The sequence below is a fragment of the Pantoea sp. S61 genome (assembly GCF_016625145.1).
Lineage (GTDB): Bacteria > Pseudomonadota > Gammaproteobacteria > Enterobacterales > Enterobacteriaceae > Pantoea > Pantoea rwandensis_B.
The window spans coordinates 117,581-144,131 of sequence record NZ_JACVUO010000008.1 but is presented as its reverse complement, the minus strand read 5'-3'; the positions used below and the strand labels follow the sequence as shown (position 1 = coordinate 144,131).

Below are 26,551 nucleotides of genomic sequence, written 5' to 3'. Positions count from 1 at the left end.
GCCAGCTTCAATGACATCATTCCATCAGCAATCGAGCGGTTGGATAATCCACAATCAACACTTTCACATATCCACCGCGCAACGCTCCGCGAATCGCCTGGGCTTTTTCTTTGCCGCCTGCCAGCGCCACCACTTGCGCGCACTGTTTAACCTGCGCCAGCTCCATGCCAATCACCGGATCTTCCTCGGCGTTCAACACCGGTTTTCCGTCAGCATCAAAATAATGCAAACAGATATCGCCCACCGCACCGCGCTCGGCCAGCGTGCGCAGCATCTCGCCGTCATAGTAGTTGCCGGAATTGCGTAGCAGCGCGGAAGGCTCAAGATCGCCAATGCCGACAATCGCCAGATCCACTTGATCAAACTTTTCCAGCACCACGGCCACGTCTGGGTTGACTGATAAGCGTTGACGATCCTGCACTGAATGCTCAATCGACTGCGACGGCAGCAACCAGGCTGGACAATCCAGCAGCGCCGCCAGATTCTGCGTCAGGATGGTGGCCTGCACGTTGCCGTTCGCGCCCACCCCGCCAAGCAACTGGATCACGCCTTTGCAGGGCGCGCTCAGCGGATGCAACGCGTCCACCATCGCGCGAATGGTGCCACTCCATGATGAAATGCCGATCAGTTCATCGGCGCGCAGGCGGGTTTCCAGATAGTGCGCCGCCGCTGATCCAATCGCCTGTTTAATTTGCAGCGCGGAAGCCTGATCCGGCACATCGACCACAATCACCTGTGGCAGCTGATACTGCTGCTCAATCGCCTTCTCCAGTTCGGGAAAGACGTTGGCGGGGGGCACCACGCTGATCTTCACCACGCCTTCTTTCACGCTGCGATTGAGAATGCGTGACACAAAGGATTGCGACAGCTTCAGCAGCTGCGCAATGTCGGACTGCTTCATGCCTTCCACATAATAAAGCGTGGCGATTTTCACCATCAGCCGCTGTTCGTCCTGTTTTGCCATGGTTTTTTCTCTCTCTTAACCTGCCTGGTATTGTTAATCAGGCTGTCATAAATAACAACGCAGAACATTTTGTGATCGTTTTCGCTTTTTCAGGATCGCGCGATGGACGAGTTCAGGAAGCCAGCGCATAGTCATTATGCATATAAAATCGCAATTGAATATATATTCAAGCGGAGAAAAATCAATGAAAGCTTCTGTCCTCAAAATGACCCTACTGGCTTCACTGATGTTGGCCTCAGCGGCAACGCTGGCGGCAGAGAAAGGCTTGATTGCTATTATCACGCCTTCTCACGATAACCCGTTCTTTAAAGCCGAAGCCGATGGCGCGCAAGAGAAAGCCAAAGCGCTCGGTTACACCACGCTGGTGGCCTCGCACGATGATGACGTGAACAAACAGAACCAGCTGATCGAAACCGCCATCGCGCGTAAAGCCAAAGCGATCATTCTGGATAACGCCGGTGCTGACGCTACTGTCGGCCCGGTGCAAAAAGCCAAAGATGCCGGCATCCCCACCTTCCTGATTGACCGTGAGATCAACAAAACCGGCGTCGCCGTGGCGCAGATTGTCTCCAACAACTATCAGGGCGCGCAGTTGGGCGCAGAGAAGTTCGCTAAGTTGCTGAACGGCAAAGGCGACTACGTTGAGCTGCTGGGCAAAGAGTCGGATACCAACGCGGGCGTGCGCTCACAGGGCTATCACGATGTGCTGGATGACTATCCCGATATGAAGATGGTGGCGCAGCAGAGTGCTAACTGGAGCCAGACCGAAGCCTTCAGTCGCATGGAAACCATTCTGCAGAAAAATCCCAACATCGTCGGGGTGATTTCCGGGAATGACACCATGGCGCTGGGTGCGGAAGCCGCGCTGAAAGCCGCCGGTAAAACCAACGTGATCGTGGTCGGCTTTGATGGCAGCGACTACACGCGTGACTCCATCATCAATAAAGGCAACATCAAAGCCACGGTGCTGCAGCCAGGCTGGGATCAGGCACAAATGGCGGTTGAACAGGTGGACGACTACCTGAAAAACGGCAAAGCGCAAAAAGAAGAGAAGCAGCTGATGGATTGCGTGCTGATCGACGACAGCAACGCCGCGAAGCTGAAAAACTTCAACCTGGCGAAATAAGACGGAGGTCGGCATGAAGGGAAAAGCAGCAGCCGGGGTGATGGTTGGGCTCTTATCGCTGATATTGACCGCCTGCACCGTGGTGGATCTCGATGCAAACGGCAATCCCATCATGCCGAAAGATCCGAATGCCAAACCCGGCTACAGCAACCAGACGCCACAGCAGATTGCCGAATCGAGCTGGGCCAGCCGGGTGCAGCAACCGGCTGAGAAGCAGGCGCTGAGCTGGGCGGATATGGAAACCAAAAGTCATACCGTTAAGGCAGGGGGCAGCGAAAGCGTGTTTGTGCGTGCCGGAGGAACCGTCACCGCCTTTGATAACAGCAACGAGCGGGAACGCAGCCTGACCGTCACCATCAATGGCAAACCGGTCAAGGTGTTGATTGGGCCGGTACTGCGCAGTAATGCAATTCGTGATGCGGCGGGCTATCGCTTTGAAGAGTTCACCAATCAGGTGCAATACGCACAGCTGACTAAAGCGTTGAACCGCCATGCCGTCCAGCAGCTACCGCCGGTGGATGCCAGTTGGGTCGGCAAACCGGTGCAGGCGCTGTTAGCCGTCAGTATCGAGTCGAATCAGGTGGATGACGTGGTGGCGATTCAGTTGCAGCAGGGGAATCCATGATGAGCGATGAAATCATCCTGCAGGCCAAACAGATGTCGATGTTGTTTCCAGGCACCCTGGCGCTGGATCGTGTCGATTATCGCGTGTGGCGCGGCAAAGTGAACGTCATCATCGGCGAAAACGGGGCGGGGAAATCCACGCTGATGAAGATCCTCGCCGGGGTACAGCAGCCCACCAGCGGCGAAATGTTCCTTAACGGCGAAAAAGTGGTGTTGAGCAGTACGCGAGACGCCGCCCGTCACGGTATTGGCATGGTGCACCAGGAACTCAACCTGTTTGAAAACCTGAGCGTGGCGGAGAACATCTTTCTGGGACGGGAAATCCAGCGCGGCATCAGCCCGATTAACGAAGCAGAACAGAAGCGCCGTACGGCTGCGTTATTGCAACGTCTCGACCAGCCAATTTCACCGGACGAGATGGTCGGTAACCTGAAAGTGGGTCAGCAGCAATTGGTGGAAATTGCCAAAGCGCTGGCAGAAAACGCCGACATCTTAATTCTGGATGAGCCGACCTCGGCGTTGAGCAAAACCGAAGTGGAGATTCTGTTCCGCGTGATCCGTGAACTGACGCGGCAGGGGGTTTCCATCATTTATATCTCACATCGGCTGGAAGAGCTGATGGCGATAGGTGATGTGATTACCATCCTGCGTGACGGACGTTTTCAGGCGGAAGCGAAGGTCAGCGAAATCGATGTCCCCTGGATCGTGCGTGAAATGCTCGGCAGCGAACCGGTGAGTAACTTTCTGCCGCCTAATCGTCAATTCGGGGCGGCGGTGCTGGAAGCCGAGCACATCACCTGTGTCAGTGCCCATGGCAATACGCTGGTGGACGATGTCAGTTTCAATGTTCGCGCCGGGGAGATCGTCGGCATTTATGGCCTGATGGGCGCGGGACGCACCGAGCTGTTTGAGTGCCTGCTCGGCAGCCAGCGCAACTATCTCGGCAAACTGTGGCTGGACAGCAAACCGCTACCCACACGCTTGCCAACGGCCGAACGTATTCGTATGGGCATGAGCCTGGTGCCGGAAGATCGTAAACGGGCCGGTATTTTCCCGGTCTCCTCCGTGGCCAGCAATCTCACCATTGCCAGCTTATGGCGACGATTATCGCATCGCACCGTGATCTCCGAACAAGCTGAACGCGAAGCGGTAAACAGTACGGTAGGCAATCTGGCCATCAAAATCTCGTCGCCCGACGTGGCGATCAGTGCGCTGAGTGGCGGCAATCAGCAGAAAGTGGTGATTGGCCGTTCATTGCTCACCAATCCACGTTTACTGCTGCTGGATGAGCCCAGCCGGGGCATTGATGTGGGTGCCAAAGCGGAAGTGTTCCGCATGATGGTGAAACTGTCAGAGCAGGGCATTGCCGTGGTGTTCTCCACCTCCGATTTAAAAGAAATTATGGCCGTCGCCGATCGCATTCTTGTGATGTCTGGCGGCAAGTTGACAGCTGACCTGCCGCGCGCGGAAGCGGAAGAGGCGGCGCTGGTTAAAGCAAGTGCACAGGGGTTCTGAGCATGAAAAACAATGGCGCAATGGCGCTCGCTTCGCCAGGTAAGGTTTTCAACTCGCGTGAAGGCATGATTCTGCTGCTGTTAAAACTGCGCACCTTTATTGCGTTGTTCCTCATCGTCGGCTTCTTTGCTATTAGCGTGCCTGATTTCCTCGCCGTGGGCAGCATGGTGATCATGGTCAAACACATCGCCATCAATGCGTTTCTGGCGCTCGGCATCACCTTTGTCATTATCACTGCGGGTATTGATCTCTCCATCGGCGCCACGCTGGGCCTGTGCGGCATGATTGCCGGCTGGTTGATTACCAAAGGTATTGTGTTGCCGATGTTTGGCATCGCCATCTTTCCCAGCGTTTGGGTAATTGTGCCCGTGGTGTTAGTGGTTGGCGGACTGATTGGCGCGGTGAATGGCTGGATCATCACCAAATATAACGTGGCCCCGTTTATCTGCACGCTGGGCACCATGTACATCCTGCGCGGGGCGGCGATGCTGACCTCTGGCGGCGAAACCTTCCCCGGCTTGCAGGGCAATCCGCTGCTGGGTAACACCGGTTTCGACAAAATCGGTGCGGGGTATTTTCTCGGCTTACCGTGGGCGATCTGGATGATGGTGGTGCTGGCGTTAGTGATTGCCTATGTGGCGCGCCGCCTGCCGTTTGGCCGTCAGGTGTATGCGATTGGTGATAACGAGCGTGCGGCGGAACTCACCGGCGTCAAAGTGAAGTCGGTGAAAATCTGGGTTTACACCCTTTCAGGTTTCTGTGCGGCGATTGCCGGCATTGTGGTGTCTTCGCAGCTGGTGGCCAGCCATCCGGCGAACGGGACTTCATTTGAGATGAATGCGATTGCGGCAGTGGTGCTCGGTGGTACTTCACTGGCTGGCGGACGCGGCACCATTCTCGGCACGCTGGTGGGGGCCTTTGTCATCGGTTTTCTGGCGGATGGCCTGATCATGATGGGCGTCAGTGAGTTCTGGCAAATGGTGATCAAAGGCATCGTGATTATCGTGGCGGTGATCATCGATCAGATGCAAAGCCGCATGCAGCAAAAAGCCGCCGTGGTGGCGCAGAAGGCATTGATTCAGGAAGGTGAGGCCAAAGGTTAATCATTACCCGTCATAAGCTGAGCCGCAGGTGCGTGGGTTGCACTTGCTCACCCCAGTCACTTACCTGAGTAGGCTCCTGGGGATTGACGAGTTGGCCGCCTTCCCGCAACTCAGCTTATTTAGGGTAAAAATCTGGGTAAATTTTTTTACCTGTTTTGAATATATATTCAATAACGCATTTAAAATGCAGAGGTGTCTATGAATCCTTTCAAATATTCGGTGGCGGACCTGGCAGCGAAAGCGCGCGCCGTACGTCGCCGCATCATCCAGCTCAATGCCGGTAGTCCGGCGGGTGGACACACCGGTGCCGATCTCTCTCAGGTCGAAATCCTGACGGCACTCTATTTCCGCATCCTGAATTGCGCGCCGGATCGCACCAACGATCCGCAGCGTGACATTTACATCCAGTCGAAAGGCCATGCGGTCGGCGGCTATTACTGTGTGCTGGCAGAGGCGGGTTATTTCCCAACCGAGTGGCTGCCCACTTACCAGCATTCGGATTCACATTTGCCGGGCCATCCGGTGCGGCAGAAAACGCCGGGCGTGGAACTCAACACCGGTGCACTGGGGCACGGCTTACCGGTGGCGGTGGGTATTGCGCTGGCGGCGAAGAAAGACAACAGCGACCGCCGCATCTTCGTGGTAACCGGCGACGGTGAACTGGCCGAGGGCAGTAACTGGGAGGCTGCGCTGGTGGCGGCGCACTACAACCTCGATAACCTGGTGATCATCAACGACAAGAACAAACTGCAGCTGGCAGGGCACACGCGCGACATCATGAACACCGATCCGCTGCCGGATAAATGGCGCGCCTTCGGCCTGGAGGTCACTGAGTGCAACGGTAATGACATGGCTTCCGTGGTGGAAACCATTGAAAACCTGCCACGTAACGGCAAACCGCAGGTGATTGTGGCGCATACCGAGAAAGGCTTTGGCATCTCCTTTATTCAGGGCAAACCAGAGTGGCATCACCGTGTGCCGAAAGGGGAAGAGATCGAACTGGCACTGGAGGAATTAAAAGATGAGTAATGCAAAACACCTGGCCACGGTGATGGTGGAAGCCTTTATTGACGCGGTCAATCGCGGTGTGGATCTGGTGCCAGTGGTGGCGGATTCCACCTCAACGGCAAAAATATCACCTTTCATTAAGGCGTTCCCGGATCGCCTGATCAACGTCGGCATTGCGGAACAAACGCTGGTGGGCACAGCAGCTGGTCTGGCAATCGGTGGTAAAGTGGCGGTGACCTGTAATGCCGCACCGTTCCTGATTTCCCGCGCCAACGAGCAGGTAAAAGTGGACGTTTGCTACAACAACACTAACGTCAAACTGTTTGGCCTGAATGCCGGTGCCAGTTACGGACCGCTGGCCAGCACCCACCACAGCATTGATGATATTGCGGTGATGCGTGGCTTCGGCAATATCGAGATTTACGCGCCATCCTGCCCGCTGGAGTGCCGCCAGATCATCGATTATGCCCTTGCGCATGTGGGGCCGGTTTACATCCGTCTGGATGGCAAGGACCTGCCTCAGCTGCACGACGAAAACTACCAGTTCCGTCCCGGTCAAATCGACGTCTTGCGTGAAGGCAACGACATCGTGCTGGTGGCGATGGGTTCCACCGTGCATGAGGCGGTGAGCGCGGCTGAGCAATTGCATGCACAGGGAATCAGCGCAGGTGTGATCGCCATTCCATCAATTCGTCCCTGCGATACCCAACAGCTGCAAGAGCTGTTAAAGCATTATCCGGCGGTGATCACCGTAGAGGAGCACAATGTTAACGGCGGCGTCGGCAGTCTGGTGGCCGAAGTGTTGGCTGAAGGCGGCTGCGGCATTCCGCTGTTACGTTTGGGCATCCCCGATGGTCAATACGCGATTGCTGGCGACCGTGCCTCCACGCGCGCGCATCATGGTATTGACGCCGCCAGCGTGGTGAAGAGTGCAGTGCGCATGTGTGCAGGAGCGTAAACATGGCGGGTCCATTAATACTGGCAATTGATGAGGGTACCACGAACGCGAAAGCCATAGCGGTGGACCGCGCAGGCAAGGTGGTGGCGCGCGGCAGCCAGCCTCTGACGCTAGCCCATCCGCAGCCCGGATTGGCCGAACAGGATCCGCTGGCGATCTGGCAGGCAGTGAAACAGGCGATTGAAAGCTGTCTGGCGCAGTGCGGCGGGGCAGAGGTGGCCGCCGTCGCGATCAGCAATCAGCGCGAGTCGGTGCTGATCTGGCAGCGCCGCGACGGGCAACCGCTGACGCCGCTGGTGAGCTGGCAGGATCGTCGCTCAGAAGCGTTTTGTCGTGATTTACGCATGGCGGGTAAAGCGCCACGCATCACCGGCTTAACGGGCCTGGCGGTCGATCCGATGTTTCCCGCAGGCAAACTTACCGGGATGCTGGCGGCGATACCGGATGGCCAGGCGCGTGCGCAGGCCGGTGAACTCTGCATTGGCACGGTAGATAGCTGGCTCAGCTGGCAACTCAGCGGCGGCGAAAGTTTTATTACCGATCACGCGAATGCGGCCCGCACCCAACTCTACAATTTGCACAGCGGTGACTGGGATGAGGAACTGCTGACGCTGTTCCATATCCCGCGCGCGGCGCTGCCACATATTGTGCCCTCCGCCAGTGCGCAGGGTGTTGTCACGGTACAGGACATCGCCGGACTGAAAGCGGGTACGCCCATTTTGTCGCGCATTGGCGATTCCCATGCGGCACTGCAGGCACAACGCAGTGCGGGTGAAGAGGTGGTGAAAGCCACTTACGGCACTGGTTCATCGCTGATGATGTCAATGGCCACACCTTTGCTGACCGAAAACGGCCTCAGTACCACGGTGGCGTGGCACGATGGCACGCTGCGATTTGCCTTTGAAGGCAACATCACCCATACCGGTTCAGGTGCGGCCTGGCTGGGACGCATGCTGGGCATCAGCGATCCGCGTGAACTGACGGCAATGGCGCAGCGCAGTGAGCATAATCAGGGCATCTATTTCGTGCCTGCCTTGTCAGGACTGGGCGCGCCCTGGTGGGATTTGAAGGCGCGCGGCATGGTATGTGGTCTTACCGATGCAGCCACGCCAGAGGTGCTGGCGCGCGTGGCGCTGGAATCGATCACCTTCCAAATTGCCGATGTGTTCTTCGCGATGGAGCAGGCCAGTGGTGTGCAGTTGCCCGCGCTCTGTGTGGATGGCACGGCAACCGAAAACAGTTGGCTGATGCAGTTACAGGCAGACGTGTTGCAGCGGCCGCTGAAACGTGCCCCCACCGCTGAAGTCTCCGCCCTAGGTGCCGCGCTGCTGGCGGGGCGTTCATTAGGCTGGTGGCAGCAGGGCAGTGATATGCAGGCGTTGCAGGGTGGCAGCGTGATTGAGCCGCGCAGCGATCGCGCGACCATTATGCAGGAGAATTATCGCGGCTGGCTGGAAGCGGTGGCGCGTTGTCGTTATCAACCGTACCATTAATCTTTATCGTCTCAAAGACAACGTATCGCGCGAGGGCGAGTCACACCGCGCTTGCCCAGGCGTGATAAATCATGTCGAAGAGAAATCGGCGGGGTTCACTCTGATCCCCGCATGTTGCCTAATTACTGGAAACGATTCGCTTTGTCGCGCGCCAGACGCTCCAGGGCAAAGATCACCTGCTGTAGCTGACGTTCCTGCACCGGCTCAATGGCGGTAAAACGGAAGCTGAGACGAGGGGTTGTGCGGGTTTCATTCTTGCTGGTGACGGTGCTGCGCTCGCCAATATTCAGCAGCTGTGCAGTGACCTCAAAATGACCGTATTCGCCCAACTCAACGCGCAGATTTTTAAAAGTGTCACCGCGGTTCAGACCCTCTGGCAAGCTTTCGTCCAGCAATACACCTGCACCACCGAGAGAGAGATCCTGCAAGCGAAAACGCGCATTGCTGCCATCCGGCCACTGCGTATGGCAGTAAAACACCGGCTCCATCGGGGCGGAAACACGGAAAAATTCACGACGCTGAATCTGCCACAGCAGCTCAGGCAGTGGGGCAGTGAAAGCCGGTAAGCCTTCAAACTCGGTGCGCTCAAGTTTGATCAAGCCAAACTCTACTTTTGCCCCCTGGGTTTCTGCCGCGATATTCACTTCGCCGCCCTGCAGCGCTAAATCGTTATCCAGCGCATTGCTGCCGAGATCGAAAATGACGCGATCTTCATCCGCATCCAGCATGCGGCTAATAAATTGACCGCGCGAAAAACTGACCATTAAAGGGGTCTGGAAACGCAACAAATCCTTCATTACGTTTAAAACAGCAAGGGTGCCTCGTTTGAGATATTGTTCGTTATCGGCGTCTTTCACATCCTGCTCCACTTATCCGATTGTTATTATCACGGGTGACACGGCTATCGAACTGTTATCGACGTTTTAACAAAAAGCTTTAGCCTGCTAACTCTCTATTTACTGTGATGTTCCTCAAGCAGATTAAAAATATCCGACTATACTAATCGCAGTGAACACCTTGATTCATAACGTAAGGAGCAGTAAATGGGTATTCTCTCATGGATTATTTTTGGTTTGATTGCCGGGATCATCGCTAAATGGATCATGCCAGGTAAAGATGGCGGCGGATTCATCATCACTGTGGTTTTAGGGATCGTCGGCGCGGTGGTTGGTGGCTGGATCAGTACCCTGTTTGGCTTCGGCAAAGTTGACGGTTTCAACTTTGGCAGCTTCGTGGTGGCGGTAATTGGTGCCATCGTGGTGCTGTGGATCTATCGTAAAGTTCGAACCTAGTAGCGCACTCTGATTTTATGAAATCCGCATCCCCAACGGGATGCGGATTTTTTTATGGCGGTTAGAAATCGTAACCCACGGTGGCGGTAATGGTCCGCTCCGCACCGCGATAGCAGTAACCGGTGCCATAGCAGGCGGCGAGATACTTTTTGTCGGTCAGGTTATTGGCATTGACCTGCAGCCATGCCCCTTTCAACTGTGAATCCCACGCACCGAGATCGGCACGAACGGAAGCATCAAACAGCGTCACTGACGGCAAACGAGTGGTGTTTTCATTATCAGCCCACTGCTTACCGATGTAACGCACACCCGCACCGGCGCTCAGCCCGTAATCAAACTGATAGTGACCCCAGAATGACGCCATGCTGTTCGGCGTGACGTAAGGCGTATGGCCATCATTTCCGTCAACGGAATCTTTGAAACGCAGATGGTTCAGCGTGTAACCGGCAATGGTGCTGAGTCGCGGCGTCAGTTGATTACGTGCTTCCAGCTCAATGCCCTGCGAATGCACTTTGCCGGAAGGGCTGTAGGTGCTGTCCACCACGTTACGGTTCGCCACATCGTTTTGCGTCAAATCGTACAGCGCGATGGAGTACATATCGCGTGTGCCCACAGGCTGGTATTTCACACCGGCTTCATACTGCTCGGAAGTGGTTGGCTTCAGCTGATTGCCGTCTGGGTCGGTCAACGAAGCCGGGGTAATCGCCTGGCTCCAGCTGACGTAAGGTGAGATGCCGCTGTCGAACGCATACAGCAGCGCAGCACGGCCGCTGACGTGGTCATCCTGGCGACGGCTGGTGCCATTATTGGAGACGATGCGATCGTAGCGGCCAGAGAGATCCAGATGCCAGCGATCCAGCTGTAACTCATCCTGTAAATAGAGTCCGGTTTGATAGTAGCGGCGAGTAGATTCGGCCCAGCTGTAATCTGGCATCGCGTCAACGGCTTCACCGGTCCATGGATTCAACGAACTGGCATATCCGCCGGCATTGCTCAAGTCGTTCTTGTAACGATGGTACTCCGCACCCAAAATCACACGATGCTGCACAGCACCAGTGGCGAAATCAGCCTGCAGACGGTTGTCGTTGGCCCATGCGCTAAGCGAAGAACGTTCACCGGAGTAGTAGCGCGTCAGCAAATCAGGATTGGTGGCGTCCCAGCCAATCTGATACACCTGATCGAGATCGACATTAGAGTGGCTATAGCTGGCGGTGGAGTAAACAGACCACACTTCATTGAAGCGGTGCGAGAAGTCATAGCTGTAAATCTGTTCGTGGCGTTTGAACTGATCCAGTGCGCTGTCGCCCTCATAGAAACTGTCACTCAGCTTGCGGCCGTTGTGGCTGTAAAGCGTGCCTTCAGCCGGTACGGAACCGTGATAACCGCCGGATGGATCTTTTTGCAGATAGGCACGCAGCACCAGACTGGTGTCTTCGCTGGGTTGCCACAGCAGCTGTGGCGAAATCGCATACTTTTCTTCACGGGTGTGATCGTATTGCGTGTCGCTGTTACGCGTGATGCCGGTGAGACGGAAGGCCCACTGATCGTTAATCGCATTGGTGTAGTCAAAGGCGGCGCTGTTGGTGGCGTTGGTGCCGGTCGACAGGCGGAAATGGCCCTCTTCAGCAAACTGCGGCCGCTTGCTCACCTGATTGACTAACCCGCCCGGCACGGTCTGGCCGTATAGTGCGGAAGAGGGGCCTTTGATCACATCAACGCGGTCGAGGAGCCAGTTATCCACCTGCAAGATGTTGAAGCTGCCGCCATCACTCATGATGCGCAAGCCATCCAGGAAGGTGTTGTCGACATCGCCGCCATGGAAACCACGTAGCGCGATGGTGTCATAACGGGTGGCGGCTCCGCCGAAGTTGGTGAATACACCCGGCGTATAGTTCAGTACCTGATTGAGATCCTGCGCACCCTGATCTTCCATCTGCTGACGTGTTACCACCGAGATGGACTGTGGCGTGGTGATCAGCGGCTGATCGGTTTTACTGCTGCCGCTGCTGCGGGTGGCGAGATAGCCTTGCGTCGGTGAGCTGGCGCTCTCCTGCGGTTGCGCGGTGACCACGATGGACTCTTCTGCGAAGGTTGCAGCAGGAAGGGCCAGAGCCAGCGCACAAAGCACGCGGGCACGATTAAGTGTAAAAAGCGTCATCGGAAATCCTTTAACGGGCAGCAGAACAAAAGCAGCACTCAACCAGCACTGCAGTAAATTGAGAATGCGATTAAAATTAAGAGTGAGAATTATTATCTTTTAGTGAGGTATGTTTCAAGTTGTGAATGTGAGTGAAAGAGATTGTGAGGAAATGAACGGGAAGGGTGGCGCAGCGAGCACGGCTTTAAGTGAGTAATGGTTTCATGATTCAGTCATACAATCTGTTGCGGTGCGCGAGGGTGTATAAACCTGAGGTGATGACTTCACTGCATTAAGTGTGACATCGAATGCCTGAGGGGATGGCATTAAGCACCCTGGCTTTGACAGCGCGAACCGATTGCGCTGCTACCGTTTGACAAACAAAGCAGTAGCAGCGGTTTTATTTAAAGTATGAGGGCTATTTCCCCGCACTCAGCGCGGGCATATTCGGGATATCGCTCGCGTTATTACAGGTGTTGTCTTTCGGGCAGTATTTATCCAGTAATTTGAGCGTCACGCCATTGGTCCAGCCGAAGCCGTCCTGCAACGGATATTCACCGCCGCCACCGCCGCCCAGTTGCGCGCCTTCCACCACATACTTTTCAACCAGCTTGTGCTCTTTGTTGTAAGTGGCCTGCACGTTCTGCAGGAAGCGCTGACCAATTTCCTGCGCCAGCTTCGGTTGCTTGTAATGTTCCAGACCTTCCACCGCCACCCATTGCAGCGGCGCCCAGCCATTTGGTGCATCCCATTGCTGACCATTATTAACGGTCGTCGTCACCAAACCTCCCGGTTTCAACAGCTGTTTCTCAACCGCTTTGGCGGTGCGGTCCGCCTGTTTTTCACTCGCCACCTGCATATACAGCGGGAACAGGGTAGCGGCGGTTAACTGCGGATGAATGTGTTTTTTCTGCCAGTCATAGTCGGCGTACCAGCCTTGCTTCTCATCCCACAGATAACGATTAATCGCCGCCTGACGTTTTTCAGCATCGGCCGCGAACTGTTTGGCTTTGTCATCCTGCTGTGCCAGCTTCGAGGCTTTGGACAACACCTGCTCCAGATGGAACATCAGGCTGTTAAGATCGACCGGTGCCAGCTGGGTGGTACGGATCGAGGCCAGATTGTGGGCATCGGTAAACCAGCGAGAGCTGAAATCCCAACCGGAGGCCGCACCGGCACGCAGATCGCGATACACCTGCTGTTTATTGCGATCTGGCGCTTTGTTGGCGGTATTCACATCGTCGAGCCAGGACTCGGTGCGAGGAGCGTCGCGGTCATCCCAGTAACGGTTAAGCAGCGTGCCGTCACCCAGTTTAATCACGCGCTTGCTGGCTTCTCCGGCCGCGACTTTATCGCTGTCCGCCATCCAGTAGTCATACTCTTTCTGCAACTGCGGCAGATACTGGCGGTAAACATCATCACCTTTGTGCGTCGCCAGCAGATCCACCATCAGGCTAAAGAAAGGTGGCTGTGAACGGCTGAGATAATAGCTGCGATTGCCGTTCGGGATGTGGCCGTATTTATCCAGTTCGGTGGCGAAGTTATCCACCATATCCTGCACGCGATCCCAGTGCCCGCTCTCGGCGAGGCCCAGCATGGTGAAGTAGCTGTCCCAGTAATAAACTTCGCGGAAACGGCCGCCGGGGACCACATAGGGTTTCGGTAGCGGCAACAGGGAATCATACTGGCTGGCGGTCGGTGTTGATCGTGTCAGCACCGGCCACAGGCCGTTGATATGTTCACGCAGGCTTTGTCCGGCAGGTGGCACGTATTTGTCCTGCTCTTTAGGCAGGGTGAAATTAGCGTCAACGAAATGCTTGAGGTCGAAGTTGCGCTGGCTCTTTTGCATCTGCCAGTCCGCCAGTATCGAGGAAGGATTGTACTTCGGAACCGCATCGGCAAAGGTTTTCTGATCCGGATAAAATTTTGCCTGCTGTACCGCATTAAACAGAGGCCCAAGGCGGATATCGGGCGGCTGTGGCTGGCTGCTTAGCATTCGGCTGGTATCTTCCGCCTGCGCAACAGAGGCGCCGGCCAGCAGCGCCGCGCTCAGTAACAACGTCAGTGGCGCGGGCGTGAATTTGACATTTTTTATCATCGGTTTTTCTCCTTGTCCGAAAAGGTGGTGTGCTAACACATTGACCACCCGAACAACTTTAGTCGCTAACGCGCCGCTTAGCCGCCTCAAGCCATGGAAATGTGAAGCCGGGGGAATTAATCATGCAAGAAATTGCATTAACAGTGAGGTTTTTGCTTGCCCTTCATTGCTATTTGCCTGAGGCTGAAGGAAAAAAGGAGAGCAGTATGGAGATTATCTGGTATCACCCGTCGCAAGCCCCCGATCGCTGGCTTGCGGGACTACGTCAGCGTTTACCGCAAGCCAACGTGCGCTACTGGCAGCCGGGCGACACGGCTCCGGCGGATTATGCCATCGTGCGTTCACCGCCCATCGAGATGCTGGCTGGCCGTCCGTTAAAAGGCGTGTTTGCCATGGGCGCGGGCGTCGACGAAATTCTTAAGCAACTGCGCGCCCATCCTGAAATGCTCACCGATGACGTGCCGCTGTTCCGCCTCGAAGATACCGGTATGGCGCGTCAGATGCAGGAATATGCGAACTGGTGCGTGCTGGGCTGGTTCCGCCGCTTTGCCGACTACCGTCAGCAGCAGCAACAGGCGCACTGGCAACCACTCGACACAGCGGATCGCGCCGACTTCACCATCGGCGTGCTCGGTGCGGGAGTACTGGGGAGTAGCGTGCTTGAAAGCTTACGTCAGTGGGGCTTCCCGCTGCGTTGCTGGAGCCGCTCGGCTAAGCAGATTGATGGCGTGCAAACCTTCCATGGTCGCGATCAGCTGGATGCATTTCTCGATGGCACTCAGGTGCTGATCGACCTGCTGCCCACCACGCCGGAAACCACCAACCTGATCGATGAAAAGTTTCTGCGCGTGTTACCGCAGGGTGCCTTTTTTCTCAATCTGGCGCGCGGCGCGCACGTGGTGGAAGCCGATCTGCTGGCCGCATTGAACAGCGGTCAACTGGCGGGTGCGGCGCTGGACGTGTTCCAGACCGAGCCACTGGCGGCGGATCACCCGCTCTGGTCTCATCCACATGTCACATTGACGCCACATACTGCGGCTATTACGTTGCCCGGCGAGGCGATGGATTTCATTGCTGGTGCCATACTTGCTCTGGAGCAAGGGGATCAACCGGGTGGTTTAGTCGATCGTCAGCGCGGTTATTAATTCACATTGAGTCAGGAGAAGAGGATGTATCCCGTCGATTTGCATATGCACACCGTTGCCAGTACCCACGCCTACAGCACACTGCATGACTATGTGGTGCAGGCTAAGCAGAATGGCCTGAAGCTGTTTGCCATCACCGATCACGGCCCGGATATGGCGGATGCGCCGCACTACTGGCACTTCGTTAATATGCGTATCTGGCCACGCGTGATTGATGGCGTAGGCGTGTTGCGTGGTATTGAAGCCAACATCAAAAATCAGCAGGGTGAAATTGACTGCAGCGGCCCGATGCTGGATGCGCTGGATCTGATCGTGGCGGGTTTCCATGAGCCGGTGTATGCACCACGTGATAAAGCGCATCACACGGAAGCAATGATTGCCGCCATGGCCGGTGGGCTGGTGCACATTCTTTCGCATCCTGGCAACCCGAAATTCCCGGTGGATATCCGCGCCATTGCCGAAGCGGCCGCGCATTATGATGTGGCGCTGGAGATCAACAACTCTTCCTTTACTCACTCACGTCCGGGCAGCGAACCGAACTGTCGCGCCATTGCTGAAGCGGTGCGTGATGCCGGCGGGCGTCTGGCGTTTGGGTCGGATTCGCACACCGCATTTACCCTTGGTCATTTCGAACACTGCATCCGCATTACGCGCGAAGTGGATTTTCCCGAGGAACGCGTGTTAAATGTCACGCCGCGCCGCCTGCTCGACTTCCTCGAACAGCGAACCGGTAAGCACATTGCTGAATTTGCGGACTTTTAACTTTTAGCCTCAAGGAATTCTGTTGCATGAATGAGTTTTCCATTCTCTGCCGCGTCATCGGCTCGCTGTTCAACCGCCAGCCACAAGATCCATTGCTGGTGCCGCTCTTCACCATGCTGCGTGAAGGCAAACTGAAGGCTCAGTGGCCGCTGGAGCAGGATGAACTGTTAACCCGTCTGCAGCAGAATAGCGATCCGCAGGCCCTGGCGGCGGATTACAACGCACTGTTCGTCGGCAGCGAATGCAGCGTACCGCCTTACGCCTCGCAGTGGCCAAACGGTCCGCAGGAAGCGGATGTCCGTGCCTTCCTCGCCTCACGTGGCATGCCGTTAAGCGATGCACCTGCCGATCATTTTGGCGTGCTGCTGCTGGCGGCCTCGTGGCTGGAAGATCAGTCAGCGGAAGATGAGTTCGCCGCGCAGCTGGCGCTGTTTGACGACTACCTGCTGCCGTGGTGCGGTGCGTTCCTGGGCAAAGTGGAAGCGCACGCGACCAGCGCGTTCTACCGCACGCTGGCTGCGCTGAGCCGTGAAGCCATTCAGGCGATGTACGATGAACTGAACGAAGGCAACGGCGAAGAAGCCTGATCACCAGCTGGCTACGCTGCTGCCGAGCTTAACGCCCGGCGTGGCGCAGATCATCGGCGTGCCGGGCAGATACGCAGCGGCACGCAATCTTTCGGCAATCCCCCACGCGTTAATCTCTACTGTCGGCAGGGCATCGCCGTGCTGTGCCGCAATGCCATGCTGCGGCGGTGGCGGGGATGCGCCAAACTGCTGCAATAGCCTTGCGGTGCGCGCCAGTGATAAGCGTGCCTGCCAGCCAACGTGATTTTCCCGACGCTGTCTCATCCCTTCCAGTACCGCGGCGGCCATCATATAGCCGGTGGCGTGATCGAGTGCCTGCACTGGCAGCGGTGTCGGTTGGACGTTACCACGCCAGATCATGCCCTGTTCAGCGATGCCGCATCCCATCTGCACCAGGCTGTCAAAGCCGCGCCGATTACGCCACGGCCCGCTCCAGCCCCACGCATTCAGGCTAACATCCACCAATCCGGGCGACAGTTTGCGGCGTGATTCTGCATCCAGCCCCAGCTTTTCCAGCGCATCCGCGCGATAGCCATGCACCAGCACATCAGCGTGTTTGATCAGATCGCGCAGCTGCTCAACGCCCGCTCGGGATTTGAGATCGAGTCGTGCGCAGCGTTTGCCGCAGGTGATCTCCTCTTCCAGTGTTGGCTCTTCCCAGCCGTAAGGATCGATACGTAAAACCTGCGCGCCAAGGCTGGCGAGAAAACGCGTGGCGACCGGCCCGGCGATAATGCGCGTCAGATCCAGCACGCGTACGCCCAGCAGTGGGCGTGCAATGGGCAGTTGCCAGCCAGGCGTGGGCGCATGCCCCGTGGCCTGTTGGGCGATCAGTGCTTCACTGCTGACGGCCACGCCTTGTGGATGCTGTAGCCACTGCTGCTCACTGCGCATTTGCGCGGCACAACCGCCTGCCTCAATCACAGCCTGCTCCAGCGCAGTCGCTTGCCACTGTGATACCTGTTGCGCTAACGCGGCGCGATCGGCTTGTTGACCCAGCACCTGCTCCATGGCGGCACGATGATGCGGGGCGTTGGTGTGCAGACGGATCCAGCCATCGGTGGTGGCATAGTCGCCAGCAAAAGGGTCCCAAAGTGCGGCAGGAGGACGATTTAACGGCGTGAGGCTGTGCTGAAACCAGCGAGAGGCGAGCCGCACATTGACGCTAACCGGGGCCGATTGCCCGAGCAAGTCGCTCACTGCCTGGCTTGCGAGCCCAATGCTGGTGGCGGCCAGTTCACTGACGGCAAACGCACAGGAAAAGGTATCGGGCTGGAGAAAGCTAAGCGCGGGAAGGGGTTCCGCGCCACGCAATCCTTGCCACAGTTGCTGCCATAATGCGGCAGCAGATTGAGTATCCATATTGAGTCTCCGGAAAACGCGCGAGACTCAAGCATAGCAGAGGGGATCTAACGGCGGCGTAAACGCGGAAAACGCGCGTGCATGCGCAGATTACGCAGGTTGATCACCGCAATGGCCGTGCCGAGCACCACCAAAGACGCGCCGAGGATCTTGAAGCTGTTCATGCTGTCGCCCAGCACTAATACGCCCATCAAAACCGCCAGCACTGGCGTGAGCAGCGAGTAGGGCATGATTAAGTTGACGTTGTACTTTTTCAGTAACCAATACCACAAGGTATAAGCCACGATCGAGGAAGCCAGCGCGCTGTAAAGAATACCAAACCAGCCGCGCCAGCCCGCGTGGCTTAAGGCATAAAACTGGTGCGATTCGGTAAGCCAGGAAGCGGCACCGACAATCGGCACGGCAAGAAATGAGATCCAGCCGGTGAGCGTCAACGGTTTTATCGGCGGCGATTTCTTCACGATCATATTGCTGATGGCCCAGCCAAAGGCACTGCACAGCAAAATACATAACACCCACCACGCAGGAATGGTTGGGCTGCCGGAGAGCACCGCCACACCACTTAACGAGACCGCGATGCCGAATAACTGCACCAGGCGCAGTTTCTCTTTCAGCACCAGCATCGCCAGCAGCATGGCAATCGGTGTACCGAGCTGCACCACAATCGCGCCGGTTCCGGCATCGGTGTAGCGCATGCCGACAAACAGCAGCGAGAAATGCATAAAGCCAAAGGTGAAGGCGAGGGTGAGCAGCCACGGCAGCTGTTCACGCGTGATGCGGCAGAATGGCACCAGCACAATCGCCACCACCACGAAACGCATCCAGGTAAGGAATAGCGGCGGAAGTTCCAGCAATCCCCACTTCACCGCCACGTTGTTGAAAGCCCAAATGGAAACCACCATCAGAACCAAAAAGAAATGCCGCACTGCCACAATGTCATCCTTCACATGAAAGGGGGTATCACCGGCTAATCATGGCACGAAGCCGTGCATTTCTGTGACATTGTGCAAAAATTTTTTTCATTAAGGCATGAGCTTATGCAGGAAAAAAATAAGACAGGTCACTGATTTCCTGTCAAAGTGGATGTCCGAAAGCTGACTCCGTGAAGGAATGAATTCGGAATGACACACACCCGCGCGTTACCCCTTGCTCTGATTCAACTCGAAGTGCCGCCACCGCAGGTTGTGGCGCAAATTGGTGAACAACCCGTCTGGTTTATTGATGCGCTGCAACTGCAGCCTGATGACTATGTGATTGTCCGCCCGCATCTTGGCGAAGAGCTGCCGGCGTTTGATCGCGTTAGCGGCGCCATTCTTAGCGGCTCCTGGGCAATGGTCACCGACCACGCCGACTGGAGCGAGCGCACGGCCGCATGGATCCGTGGTGCCATGGAAGCCGAGCTGCCACTGCTGGGCGTCTGTTACGGCCATCAGCTGATGGCGTATGCGTTGGGCGGAAAAGTGGGCGATAACCCGAACGGATGGGAACGTGGATTGAAAACCCTGACGCAGCAGGCGCAGCGCGATCCGTGGCTGGCAACGCTGCCCGGCGAGTTTCAGGCATGGCTTTCGCATCGCCAGTCGGTGATTAGTCCCCCGCAGCACGCCGTGGTACTGGCGCAATCTGAGCTGGATGGTTGCCAGATTTTACGCTATTCCCCGCAGGCGCTGTCGGTACAGTTCCACCCGGAGTTTACCCGCGACATCATGACCGCCTGTTTACCGGCGGGCGTGTGTGATGATGGTGCGCAGGTCGCAGGTGAGGATTGGTCACGCGAGTTGTTGCGTCGTTTCTGGTTGCAAACGCGGCCGCAGCCGCGCGTGCAGGCTCAGGGCGCGTAATGCCGAGTGCAGCGATAAACCCAGGCGGGCGGCATATTTTTCAGCACCCGCTGGCGCTGCCAGGTGAAGTAGCGTGACAGAGTAGGTTGGGTCAATGAGGTGTATTGAAACTGGATAAATACACCGCGCGGGCCCAGCACATCGTGGACGGCACTCAGAATCGCTTCACGCGTTTCCGGCGGTAGCGACAGCAGCGGCAGGCCGGAAAAGATCACATCGTATTCGCCAGACAGGTATTCGGCCGAGCAGGCACGTACCTGCATGCGCGGATCGGTCCATTCGCGCAAGCTCTCGACTAAATCCGGGCTGATCTCAAACACATCCAACTGCGCTTGCGGCGACATTCTGTCCAGAATATGCCGGGTTAACACCCCGTCTCCGGCACCCAGTTCGGCGATACGCAGGCTGTGATCCCAGCTGGCGGCATCACACATGGTGCGACACAGCGCAGCAGAGGAGGGCGTGATGCTGCCCATCTTGCGCGGGTTTCGAATAAATTGCTGAACAAAGTTCGCTTTGGCGCGCATTAACGTCAGGGCTGAAGCCAACATCTCTTTCTCCTGATGAGTATCCTGTTTCATATTGACCAAATTCATTGCGTTTGTTTCGCTTTTCGCTGCATATGCGGCAAAACTCGGAATTTTCCGCAACGAAGCGGGAGGTTTACGCGTATTTCTAATGTGCATAAATGTGCTCCCTACGAAAATCGTGCATGAGGATGGTAGGGTTGCCATTTATGGCGACCGAAAACTGTTGTGACAGAGGCTTTTTCTTTAGTAGCAATCCTGGCTTAGCGCCTGTGCTAAATCTCAAATCAACAATCCCGGAATTTTCCTTCGGTGCGGTCACAGTTTCCCGCTCTGCGATCTGACAGGCTGACATTGATCGATCAATGTTAATAACAAGTTTCATAGTTGTTATTCGCCACTCTGTCCCGCAAGGAGAAACACCATGCGTTACGCTGCTCCGGGAGAACAAGGTTCTCTCATCACTCTGCAATCGCGTTATGGCAACTTTATCAACGGCGAATTCGTTGCGCCGGTGAACGGTCATTACTTCGTCAACACGACCCCGATTAACGGTTCCACCATCGGCGAGTTCCCGCGCTCGGACAAAGCCGATGTCGATAACGCAGTCGCGGCAGCACAGGCCGCTGCGGATGCCTGGGGCAAAACTTCCCCGCAGGCACGTTCGCTGGTGTTGCTGAAAATCGCCGATCGACTGGAAGAGAAACTGGAATATATCGCAGTCAACGAAACCTGGGATAACGGCAAGCCGGTGCGTGAAACCCTGGCTGCCGATCTGCCGCTGGCGGTAGACCACTTCCGCTACTTCGCGGGCTGTGTGCGTGCACGGGAAGGCACCGCAGCGGAAATCGACGAATTCACCGCCGCTTACCACTTCCATGAACCGCTGGGCGTGGTCGGGCAAATCATTCCGTGGAACTTCCCGCTGTTAATGGCGGCGTGGAAACTGGCCCCGGCGCTGGGTGCCGGTAACTGCGTGGTGCTAAAACCGGCTGAGCAAACGCCTTTGTCGATCACCCTGTTTATGGAAGTGATTAAAGATTTGGTGCCGCCGGGAGTCATTAACGTGGTGCACGGTTACGGTAAAGAAGCCGGTGAAGCGCTGGCGTCACATCCGGGTATCGCCAAGATCGCCTTTACCGGATCTACCGCCACCGGCGGGCATATTCTCGAACTGGCGGCGAAAAGCCTGATTCCGTCTACCGTTGAGCTGGGCGGTAAATCACCGAACATTTTCTTTGAAGACATCATGGATGCGGAAGAGAGCTTTATCGAGAAAGCGGCAGAAGGCGTGGTGCTTGGCTTCCTGAATCAGGGGGAAGTCTGTACCTGTCCGTCGCGTGCGCTGGTACAGGAGTCGATCTTTGAGCCGTTTATGGCAGCCGTTATGAAACGTATCAAAACTATCAAACGCGGCGATCCGCTGGATACCGAAACCATGATTGGCGCGCAGGCGTCGCAGCAGCAGTTCGATAAAATCCTCTCTTATCTGGAAATCGCCCAGCAAGAGGGCGCTCAGGTGCTGCACGGTGGTGGCGTGGAGAAAATCGGTGAAGCTTTTGATAGCGGCTACTACATCCAGCCCACGCTGCTGAAAGGCGACAACAGCATGCGCGTCTTCCAGGAGGAGATCTTCGGGCCGGTGGTCGGTGTGCTGACCTTCAAAGATGAGGCAGAAGCCCTCGCCATCGCCAATGACTCGATTTATGGGCTGGGTGCTGGCGTCTGGACCCGTGACATCAACCGCGCGTATCGCATGGGACGAGCGATTAAAGCGGGTCGTGTCTGGACCAACTGTTATCACCTCTATCCGGCACATGCCGCATTTGGCGGCTACAAAAAATCCGGGATTGGCCGTGAAACCCATAAAATGATGCTCGATCACTACCAGCAAACCAAAAACCTGCTGGTGAGCTACAGCACGCAACCGCTGGGCTTCTTTTAAGCCAACTGGCAGCGGGTCAAACCGCTGCCTGATTCACTGTCAAAAATTTGTGTGAATTCTTTAATCTGATGGTCATTTCGTCATGACAGAGTGCCTGCATCACGAATACAGACAATTCCGCTACATTTAAGCCGTGTCTTGACGATATTAAACAGTAGGGAATCTAAGATAGTGCGCCATTTTAAGGAGATAACATGAACACACTGCATAAATTTCAGCAGCAGCATGATGAAGTGCTGGATGCCGACGATCAGCACATCATCACGGTGAATCTGCCGGGCCGTCAGGCGATTTACGTGATTGGTCAAAACGATGATGATGCCGATATGCTGCTCGACGTACAAATCGGTGCGATGTAAGCGCCGCGTAGTGCTCACCCCATAAAAAAATCCGCAGCCTGTTAGCCGCGGATTTTTTGTTTTAGCACGGCTTAAAGCCTTACTTCACACAGGCAGAACACTGATTGTGGATCTGCTGGAAGAAGTCGTTGCCTTTGTCATCCACCAGGATAAACGCCGGGAAGTTCTCGACTTCAATCTTCCAGATGGCTTCCATTCCCAGTTCCGCGTACTCCACGCACTCCAGACTCTTAATACTCTGCTGCGCCAGCACCGCTGCCGGGCCGCCGATGCTGCCGAGGTAGAAGCCGCCGTGTTTATGACAGGCATCGGTCACCTGTTTGCTGCGGTTGCCTTTTGCCAGCATCACCATGCTGCCGCCGTTTTCCTGCAGCAGATCAACGTAAGAGTCCATACGACCCGCGGTGGTTGGGCCAAGTGAACCAGAGGCATAACCTTCCGGGGTTTTCGCCGGGCCTGCGTAATACACCGGATGATCTTTGATGTACTGCGGCAGACCTTCGCCGTTGTCGATGCGCTCTTTCAGCTTGGCGTGGGCAATATCACGCGCCACGATAATGGTGCCGTTCAGCGAAAGGCGGGTCGCCACGGGATAGGATGACAGCTGCGCCAGAATGTCACTCATCGGGCGGTTAAGATCGACATTCACCACTTCACCTTCGCCCTGCTGACGCAGTTCTTCCGGGATGTAGCGGCCTGGATTGTCTTCCATCTTCTCAATCCAGATACCTTCACGGTTAATCTTGGCTTTGATATTACGGTCAGCCGAGCAGGACACACCCATGCCGACGGGGCAGGAAGCGCCATGACGTGGCAGACGCACCACGCGAATATCGTGGGCGAAGTATTTACCGCCAAACTGTGCGCCAAGGCCCAACTCTTGTGAGGCTTTCAGCAGCTCCTGCTCCAGCGCGACGTCACGGAATGCCTGACCGTGTTCGTTACCTTCGGTTGGCAGCGAATCGTAGTAGTGAGTTGATGCCAGCTTCACGGTTTTCAGCGTGCTTTCTGCTGAGGTGCCGCCAATCACAAACGCGATATGGTACGGCGGACAGGCTGCGGTACCGAGCGACATCATCTTATCCACCAGATAATTCTTCAGCTTGGCTGGGGTGATCAGCGCTTTGGTTTCCTGGTACAGGTAAGTCTTGTTGGCAGAACCGCCGCCTTTGGCGATGCACAGGAATTTGTACTCGTCGCCATCCACGCTGTAGAGGTCGATCTGCGCCGGCAGATTAGTGCCAGTATTGACCTCTTTGTACATATCCAGCGCCGCGTTCTGTGAGTAACGCAGGTTGTCTTCGATAAAGGTGTTATAGACTCCTTGTGACAGCGCGGCTTCGTCGCCACCGCCAGTCCAGACGCGCTGGCCTTTTTTGCCCATGATAATTGCCGTGCCGGTGTCCTGGCAGGTCGGCAACACGCCTTTGGCGGCGATTTCCGAGTTACGCAGGAACTGCAGGGCAACGTATTTGTCGTTCTTGCTGGCTTCGTCATCTACCAGAATCGCGGCAACCTGCGCCTGATGCGAGGCGCGCAGCATGAATGAAGCATCATGGAATGCCTGCTTCGCCAGCAGCGTCAGGGCTTTAGGATCGACTTTCAACACCTCTTCGCCATCGAAGTTGGCTACTGAGACGTAATCGCGGCTCAGCAGATAGTATTCGGTATCATCTTTGGCGAGAGGAAAGGGATTCTGATAATAGAAGGGTTTGTTCGACATGTTGGCTCACTTAGCTTCGTGTCGCCTGTCAGAGTGGCAGGTGACAAATTAGGCGATCTGTTTTTTGATTTTCTCTCGCCAGCCCTCCGCAAGGACTGACTGGCGAGCATCATAACACTTTCACGGCTCTGCGCGGCTCCGATTTTAACATCGGAGCAACATCATCAGAACATCATCACCATCCATGGGTAGGCAATAACCATCAGAGCAATCAGGAAGATAGCGCCAAAGATGGTACCGAGACGCCAGTAATCTTTGGTTGGCAGGTAGCCGCTACCGTAGTAAATCGGGCTTGGGCCGGTGCCGTACGGGGTGATAATACCCATCACACCTAAGGATACACACATCATCAAACAGAACACTGGCATGTTGATGCCCGGAATCGAGGCGGCGATGGTCAGCATCGCAGGCAACAGCGCAGTGGTGTGCGCCGTGGTGCTGGCGAACAGGTAGTGCAGTAAGTAGAAGGCAACCAGCAACACCACCGCCGAGACTTGTGGGTCATAACCTTGCAGCAGCTGCGCACCTTCTTTACCCAGCCAGGCGATAAAGCCCACACGCGCCAGACCATCCGCCAGAGCGACCAGGGTGGCGAACCAGGCAAAGGTATTCCATGCCGCTTTGTTGCTGGTGATATCGTTCCAGTTGAGTACACCGGTCCACAGCATCAGCACGATAACCAGCAGGGCAGCCATCGCCGGTTCAATCCATGCTGCAGCGAAGATCCACATCATTAATGCTGAGACCACAAACACCAGCAGCAGGATTTCATTGCGTGACAGCTTGCCGAGCTTCGCCAGTTCAGCGGTCGCCCAACGTGGCACTTCGTCATTGACCTTCACTTCTGGCGGATAGAGCCAGTAAGCCAGCAGCGGCATGGTGAGAATCAACAGCACGCCCAGTGGCAGGAAGGCGAGGAACCACATGCCCCAGGAGATTTCGAAGCCCACCACGCTTTTCACCAGCGCCAGTGCCAGCAGGTTAGGTGCCAGCGCAGAGAGGAACATCGAACTGGTGATACAGGCAGCGGTGATGGCAACCCACATCAGGTAAGAACCAATCTTACGTGCGCTCGGGTCATTTGGTTTTGAACCGTACAGCGGCGGCAGGTTGGCGATAATGGGGTAGATGGTACCGCCGCTGCGCGCGGTGTTAGAGGGCGTAAACGGTGCCAGTAACAGGTCAGCGAAGGTGATGGCGTAACCGAGCGTCAGGCTGCGACGGCCGAGATACTTCACCAGAATCAGCGCCAGGCGGCGTCCGAACTGGGTTTTATCGTAGCCGGCGGCAAACATGAAGGCACCGAAGATCAGCCAGACGGTGGAGTTGCCGAAGCCACTCACTGCCCATTTGAACGACTGCGCCGCCGTTTTAAACTTGGGGTCCGCCAGTTCGGCCGGGCTAAACAGCACCCACTGGCTGAACAGCGCTATCACCACCACGCCGGTCAGGCCGATAACCGCACCGGGCAGCGGCTCAAAGATCAGCCCGACAATCACGCCAACGAAGATAGCAAAGAAGTGCCATGCGTAGGGTTCCAGCCCGGCAGGGGTAGGGACCAGCAGCAGCAGCACCGCTACGATGATCGGCAGGCACAACATAATCAGGCGATTCTTTTTCCCCGGCGCCGCAGGAGGCACTACGGGGGAGGCACTCTGGGTTGTTTGTGTGTTCATAGTTTTGTCTGCAAGTTAGGAAGAATGCGATTGATTGTCACGAACACACTGTTCTTTTGGTTTCAACATGCGTGCAGCAGATGAGTCGTGACAATTTAAATTTTGTGCTTTGATGAAACTTTGCTTTGCAAATTCGATACGCGAATTATCAATTGAATGCAGCTAAGATGCGATTAATTAAAATATCTCTTTTGATCTAGATCAATAAAAAATATGCACTGTTTTTTAATTTTTATCTTTTGCTTTTTATTTAACTTTCTATCTGCTGTGGATTAAACGCTACAAACTATCGAAACGCGAAAAATC

The 26,551-nt window shown here is 55.9% G+C and carries 23 protein-coding genes; 14 read left to right on the top strand and 9 right to left on the bottom strand.

Going from position 1 to position 26,551, the window contains the following annotated elements:
- Positions 1-16: 16 nt before the first annotated feature.
- Positions 17-964, bottom strand: coding sequence for a sugar-binding transcriptional regulator (locus IAE30_RS16540; RefSeq protein WP_038647511.1), 948 nt, complete (start codon positions 962-964; stop codon positions 17-19).
- Positions 965-1,148: 184 nt separating this feature from the next.
- Here IAE30_RS16540 and IAE30_RS16535 point away from each other — a divergent pair, with 184 nt between their 5' ends.
- The 7 genes from IAE30_RS16535 (at position 1,149) to IAE30_RS16505 (ending at position 8,791) form a co-directional block, all read left to right on the top strand.
- Positions 1,149-2,090 (top strand): D-ribose ABC transporter substrate-binding protein, encoded by a 942-nt coding sequence (locus IAE30_RS16535; RefSeq protein WP_038647509.1) that lies wholly within the window; start codon positions 1,149-1,151, stop codon positions 2,088-2,090.
- A 13-nt stretch (positions 2,091-2,103) separates the two neighbouring features.
- Complete coding sequence (locus IAE30_RS16530; protein WP_038647507.1) at positions 2,104-2,715, top strand: DUF2291 family protein; 612 nt, start codon at positions 2,104-2,106, stop codon at positions 2,713-2,715.
- Positions 2,715-4,229: a sugar ABC transporter ATP-binding protein gene (locus IAE30_RS16525; RefSeq protein ID WP_038650177.1), complete on the top strand. Its 1,515-nt coding sequence runs from the start codon at positions 2,715-2,717 to the stop codon at positions 4,227-4,229. Before IAE30_RS16530 ends, IAE30_RS16525 begins: the two co-directional genes overlap by 1 nt.
- A 2-nt stretch (positions 4,230-4,231) precedes the next feature.
- Positions 4,232-5,332: an ABC transporter permease gene (locus tag IAE30_RS16520; RefSeq protein WP_200680423.1), complete on the top strand. Its 1,101-nt coding sequence runs from the start codon at positions 4,232-4,234 to the stop codon at positions 5,330-5,332.
- A gap of 198 nt (positions 5,333-5,530) precedes the next feature.
- Positions 5,531-6,361 carry a transketolase gene (locus IAE30_RS16515; protein ID WP_034821964.1) on the top strand — a complete coding sequence of 277 codons (831 nt, stop codon included), beginning with the start codon at positions 5,531-5,533 and terminating at the stop codon, positions 6,359-6,361.
- On the top strand, positions 6,354-7,298 hold the full coding sequence (locus tag IAE30_RS16510; RefSeq protein WP_038647503.1) for a transketolase family protein: 945 nt from the start codon (positions 6,354-6,356) through the stop codon (positions 7,296-7,298). Before IAE30_RS16515 ends, IAE30_RS16510 begins: the two co-directional genes overlap by 8 nt.
- 2 nt (positions 7,299-7,300) lie before the next feature.
- Positions 7,301-8,791 carry an FGGY family carbohydrate kinase gene (locus IAE30_RS16505; protein ID WP_200680421.1) on the top strand — a complete coding sequence of 497 codons (1,491 nt, stop codon included), beginning with the start codon at positions 7,301-7,303 and terminating at the stop codon, positions 8,789-8,791.
- Between the two features lie 122 nt (positions 8,792-8,913).
- Here the strand turns inward: IAE30_RS16505 and IAE30_RS16500 are convergent, their stop codons facing one another.
- Positions 8,914-9,648, bottom strand: a complete 735-nt coding sequence (locus tag IAE30_RS16500; protein ID WP_200680419.1) for a flagellar brake protein — start codon at positions 9,646-9,648, stop codon at positions 8,914-8,916.
- Positions 9,649-9,834: 186 nt separating this feature from the next.
- On the opposite strand from IAE30_RS16500, the gene IAE30_RS16495 reads away from it, so the two are divergent.
- Complete coding sequence (locus IAE30_RS16495; RefSeq protein ID WP_038647498.1) at positions 9,835-10,083, top strand: GlsB/YeaQ/YmgE family stress response membrane protein; 249 nt, start codon at positions 9,835-9,837, stop codon at positions 10,081-10,083.
- 61 nt (positions 10,084-10,144) lie between these two features.
- On the opposite strand, the gene IAE30_RS16490 is transcribed toward IAE30_RS16495, so the two are convergent.
- Positions 10,145-12,241 (bottom strand): TonB-dependent siderophore receptor, encoded by a 2,097-nt coding sequence (locus IAE30_RS16490; protein ID WP_200680418.1) that lies wholly within the window; start codon positions 12,239-12,241, stop codon positions 10,145-10,147.
- Between the two features lie 397 nt (positions 12,242-12,638).
- The gene (gene treA, locus IAE30_RS16485) at positions 12,639-14,318 is read right to left on the bottom strand and encodes an alpha,alpha-trehalase TreA (protein WP_200680417.1); all 1,680 of its coding nucleotides are present in this window, start codon (positions 14,316-14,318) and stop codon (positions 12,639-12,641) included.
- A 206-nt stretch (positions 14,319-14,524) separates the two neighbouring features.
- On the opposite strand from treA, the gene ghrA reads away from it, so the two are divergent.
- The 3 genes from ghrA to IAE30_RS16470 are packed head-to-tail and all read left to right on the top strand — an operon-like array spanning position 14,525 to position 16,812.
- Positions 14,525-15,463: a glyoxylate/hydroxypyruvate reductase GhrA gene (gene ghrA, locus IAE30_RS16480; protein WP_200680416.1), complete on the top strand. Its 939-nt coding sequence runs from the start codon at positions 14,525-14,527 to the stop codon at positions 15,461-15,463.
- Positions 15,464-15,487: 24 nt separating this feature from the next.
- On the top strand, positions 15,488-16,225 hold the full coding sequence (locus IAE30_RS16475) for a phosphatase (RefSeq protein WP_200680415.1): 738 nt from the start codon (positions 15,488-15,490) through the stop codon (positions 16,223-16,225).
- A 26-nt stretch (positions 16,226-16,251) separates the two neighbouring features.
- A complete protein-coding gene (locus tag IAE30_RS16470) occupies positions 16,252-16,812 on the top strand; it encodes a molecular chaperone (protein ID WP_045813907.1) in 561 nt (186 codons plus the stop codon).
- Here the strand turns inward: IAE30_RS16470 and IAE30_RS16465 are convergent, their stop codons facing one another.
- Entirely contained in the window at positions 16,813-18,174 is a 1,362-nt protein-coding gene (locus IAE30_RS16465; RefSeq protein ID WP_200680414.1) for a CoA transferase, read from the bottom strand.
- A 47-nt stretch (positions 18,175-18,221) separates the two neighbouring features.
- Entirely contained in the window at positions 18,222-19,106 is an 885-nt protein-coding gene (locus tag IAE30_RS16460; protein WP_200680413.1) for an EamA family transporter, read from the bottom strand.
- Positions 19,107-19,295: 189 nt separating this feature from the next.
- On the opposite strand from IAE30_RS16460, the gene IAE30_RS16455 reads away from it, so the two are divergent.
- Positions 19,296-20,015 (top strand): glutamine amidotransferase, encoded by a 720-nt coding sequence (locus IAE30_RS16455; RefSeq protein WP_038647485.1) that lies wholly within the window; start codon positions 19,296-19,298, stop codon positions 20,013-20,015.
- On the opposite strand, the gene IAE30_RS16450 is transcribed toward IAE30_RS16455, so the two are convergent.
- Positions 20,003-20,566, bottom strand: coding sequence for a class I SAM-dependent methyltransferase (locus IAE30_RS16450; RefSeq protein ID WP_038647483.1), 564 nt, complete (start codon positions 20,564-20,566; stop codon positions 20,003-20,005). The two genes, IAE30_RS16455 and IAE30_RS16450, sit on opposite strands and share 13 nt — an antisense overlap.
- A 400-nt stretch (positions 20,567-20,966) precedes the next feature.
- Here IAE30_RS16450 and IAE30_RS16445 point away from each other — a divergent pair, with 400 nt between their 5' ends.
- Together IAE30_RS16445 and IAE30_RS16440 are read left to right on the top strand one after the other, a co-directional pair.
- Complete coding sequence (locus tag IAE30_RS16445; protein WP_200680412.1) at positions 20,967-22,487, top strand: aldehyde dehydrogenase family protein; 1,521 nt, start codon at positions 20,967-20,969, stop codon at positions 22,485-22,487.
- Between the two features lie 194 nt (positions 22,488-22,681).
- Positions 22,682-22,846 carry a hypothetical protein gene (locus tag IAE30_RS16440; RefSeq protein WP_167540449.1) on the top strand — a complete coding sequence of 55 codons (165 nt, stop codon included), beginning with the start codon at positions 22,682-22,684 and terminating at the stop codon, positions 22,844-22,846.
- Between the two features lie 79 nt (positions 22,847-22,925).
- On the opposite strand, the gene fumA is transcribed toward IAE30_RS16440, so the two are convergent.
- Together fumA and IAE30_RS16430 are read right to left on the bottom strand one after the other, a co-directional pair.
- Complete coding sequence (fumA, locus tag IAE30_RS16435; protein ID WP_200680411.1) at positions 22,926-24,569, bottom strand: class I fumarate hydratase FumA; 1,644 nt, start codon at positions 24,567-24,569, stop codon at positions 22,926-22,928.
- Between the two features lie 164 nt (positions 24,570-24,733).
- Positions 24,734-26,245, bottom strand: a complete 1,512-nt coding sequence (locus IAE30_RS16430) for an anion permease (RefSeq protein ID WP_045813912.1) — start codon at positions 26,243-26,245, stop codon at positions 24,734-24,736.
- Positions 26,246-26,551: the final 306 nt, after the last annotated feature.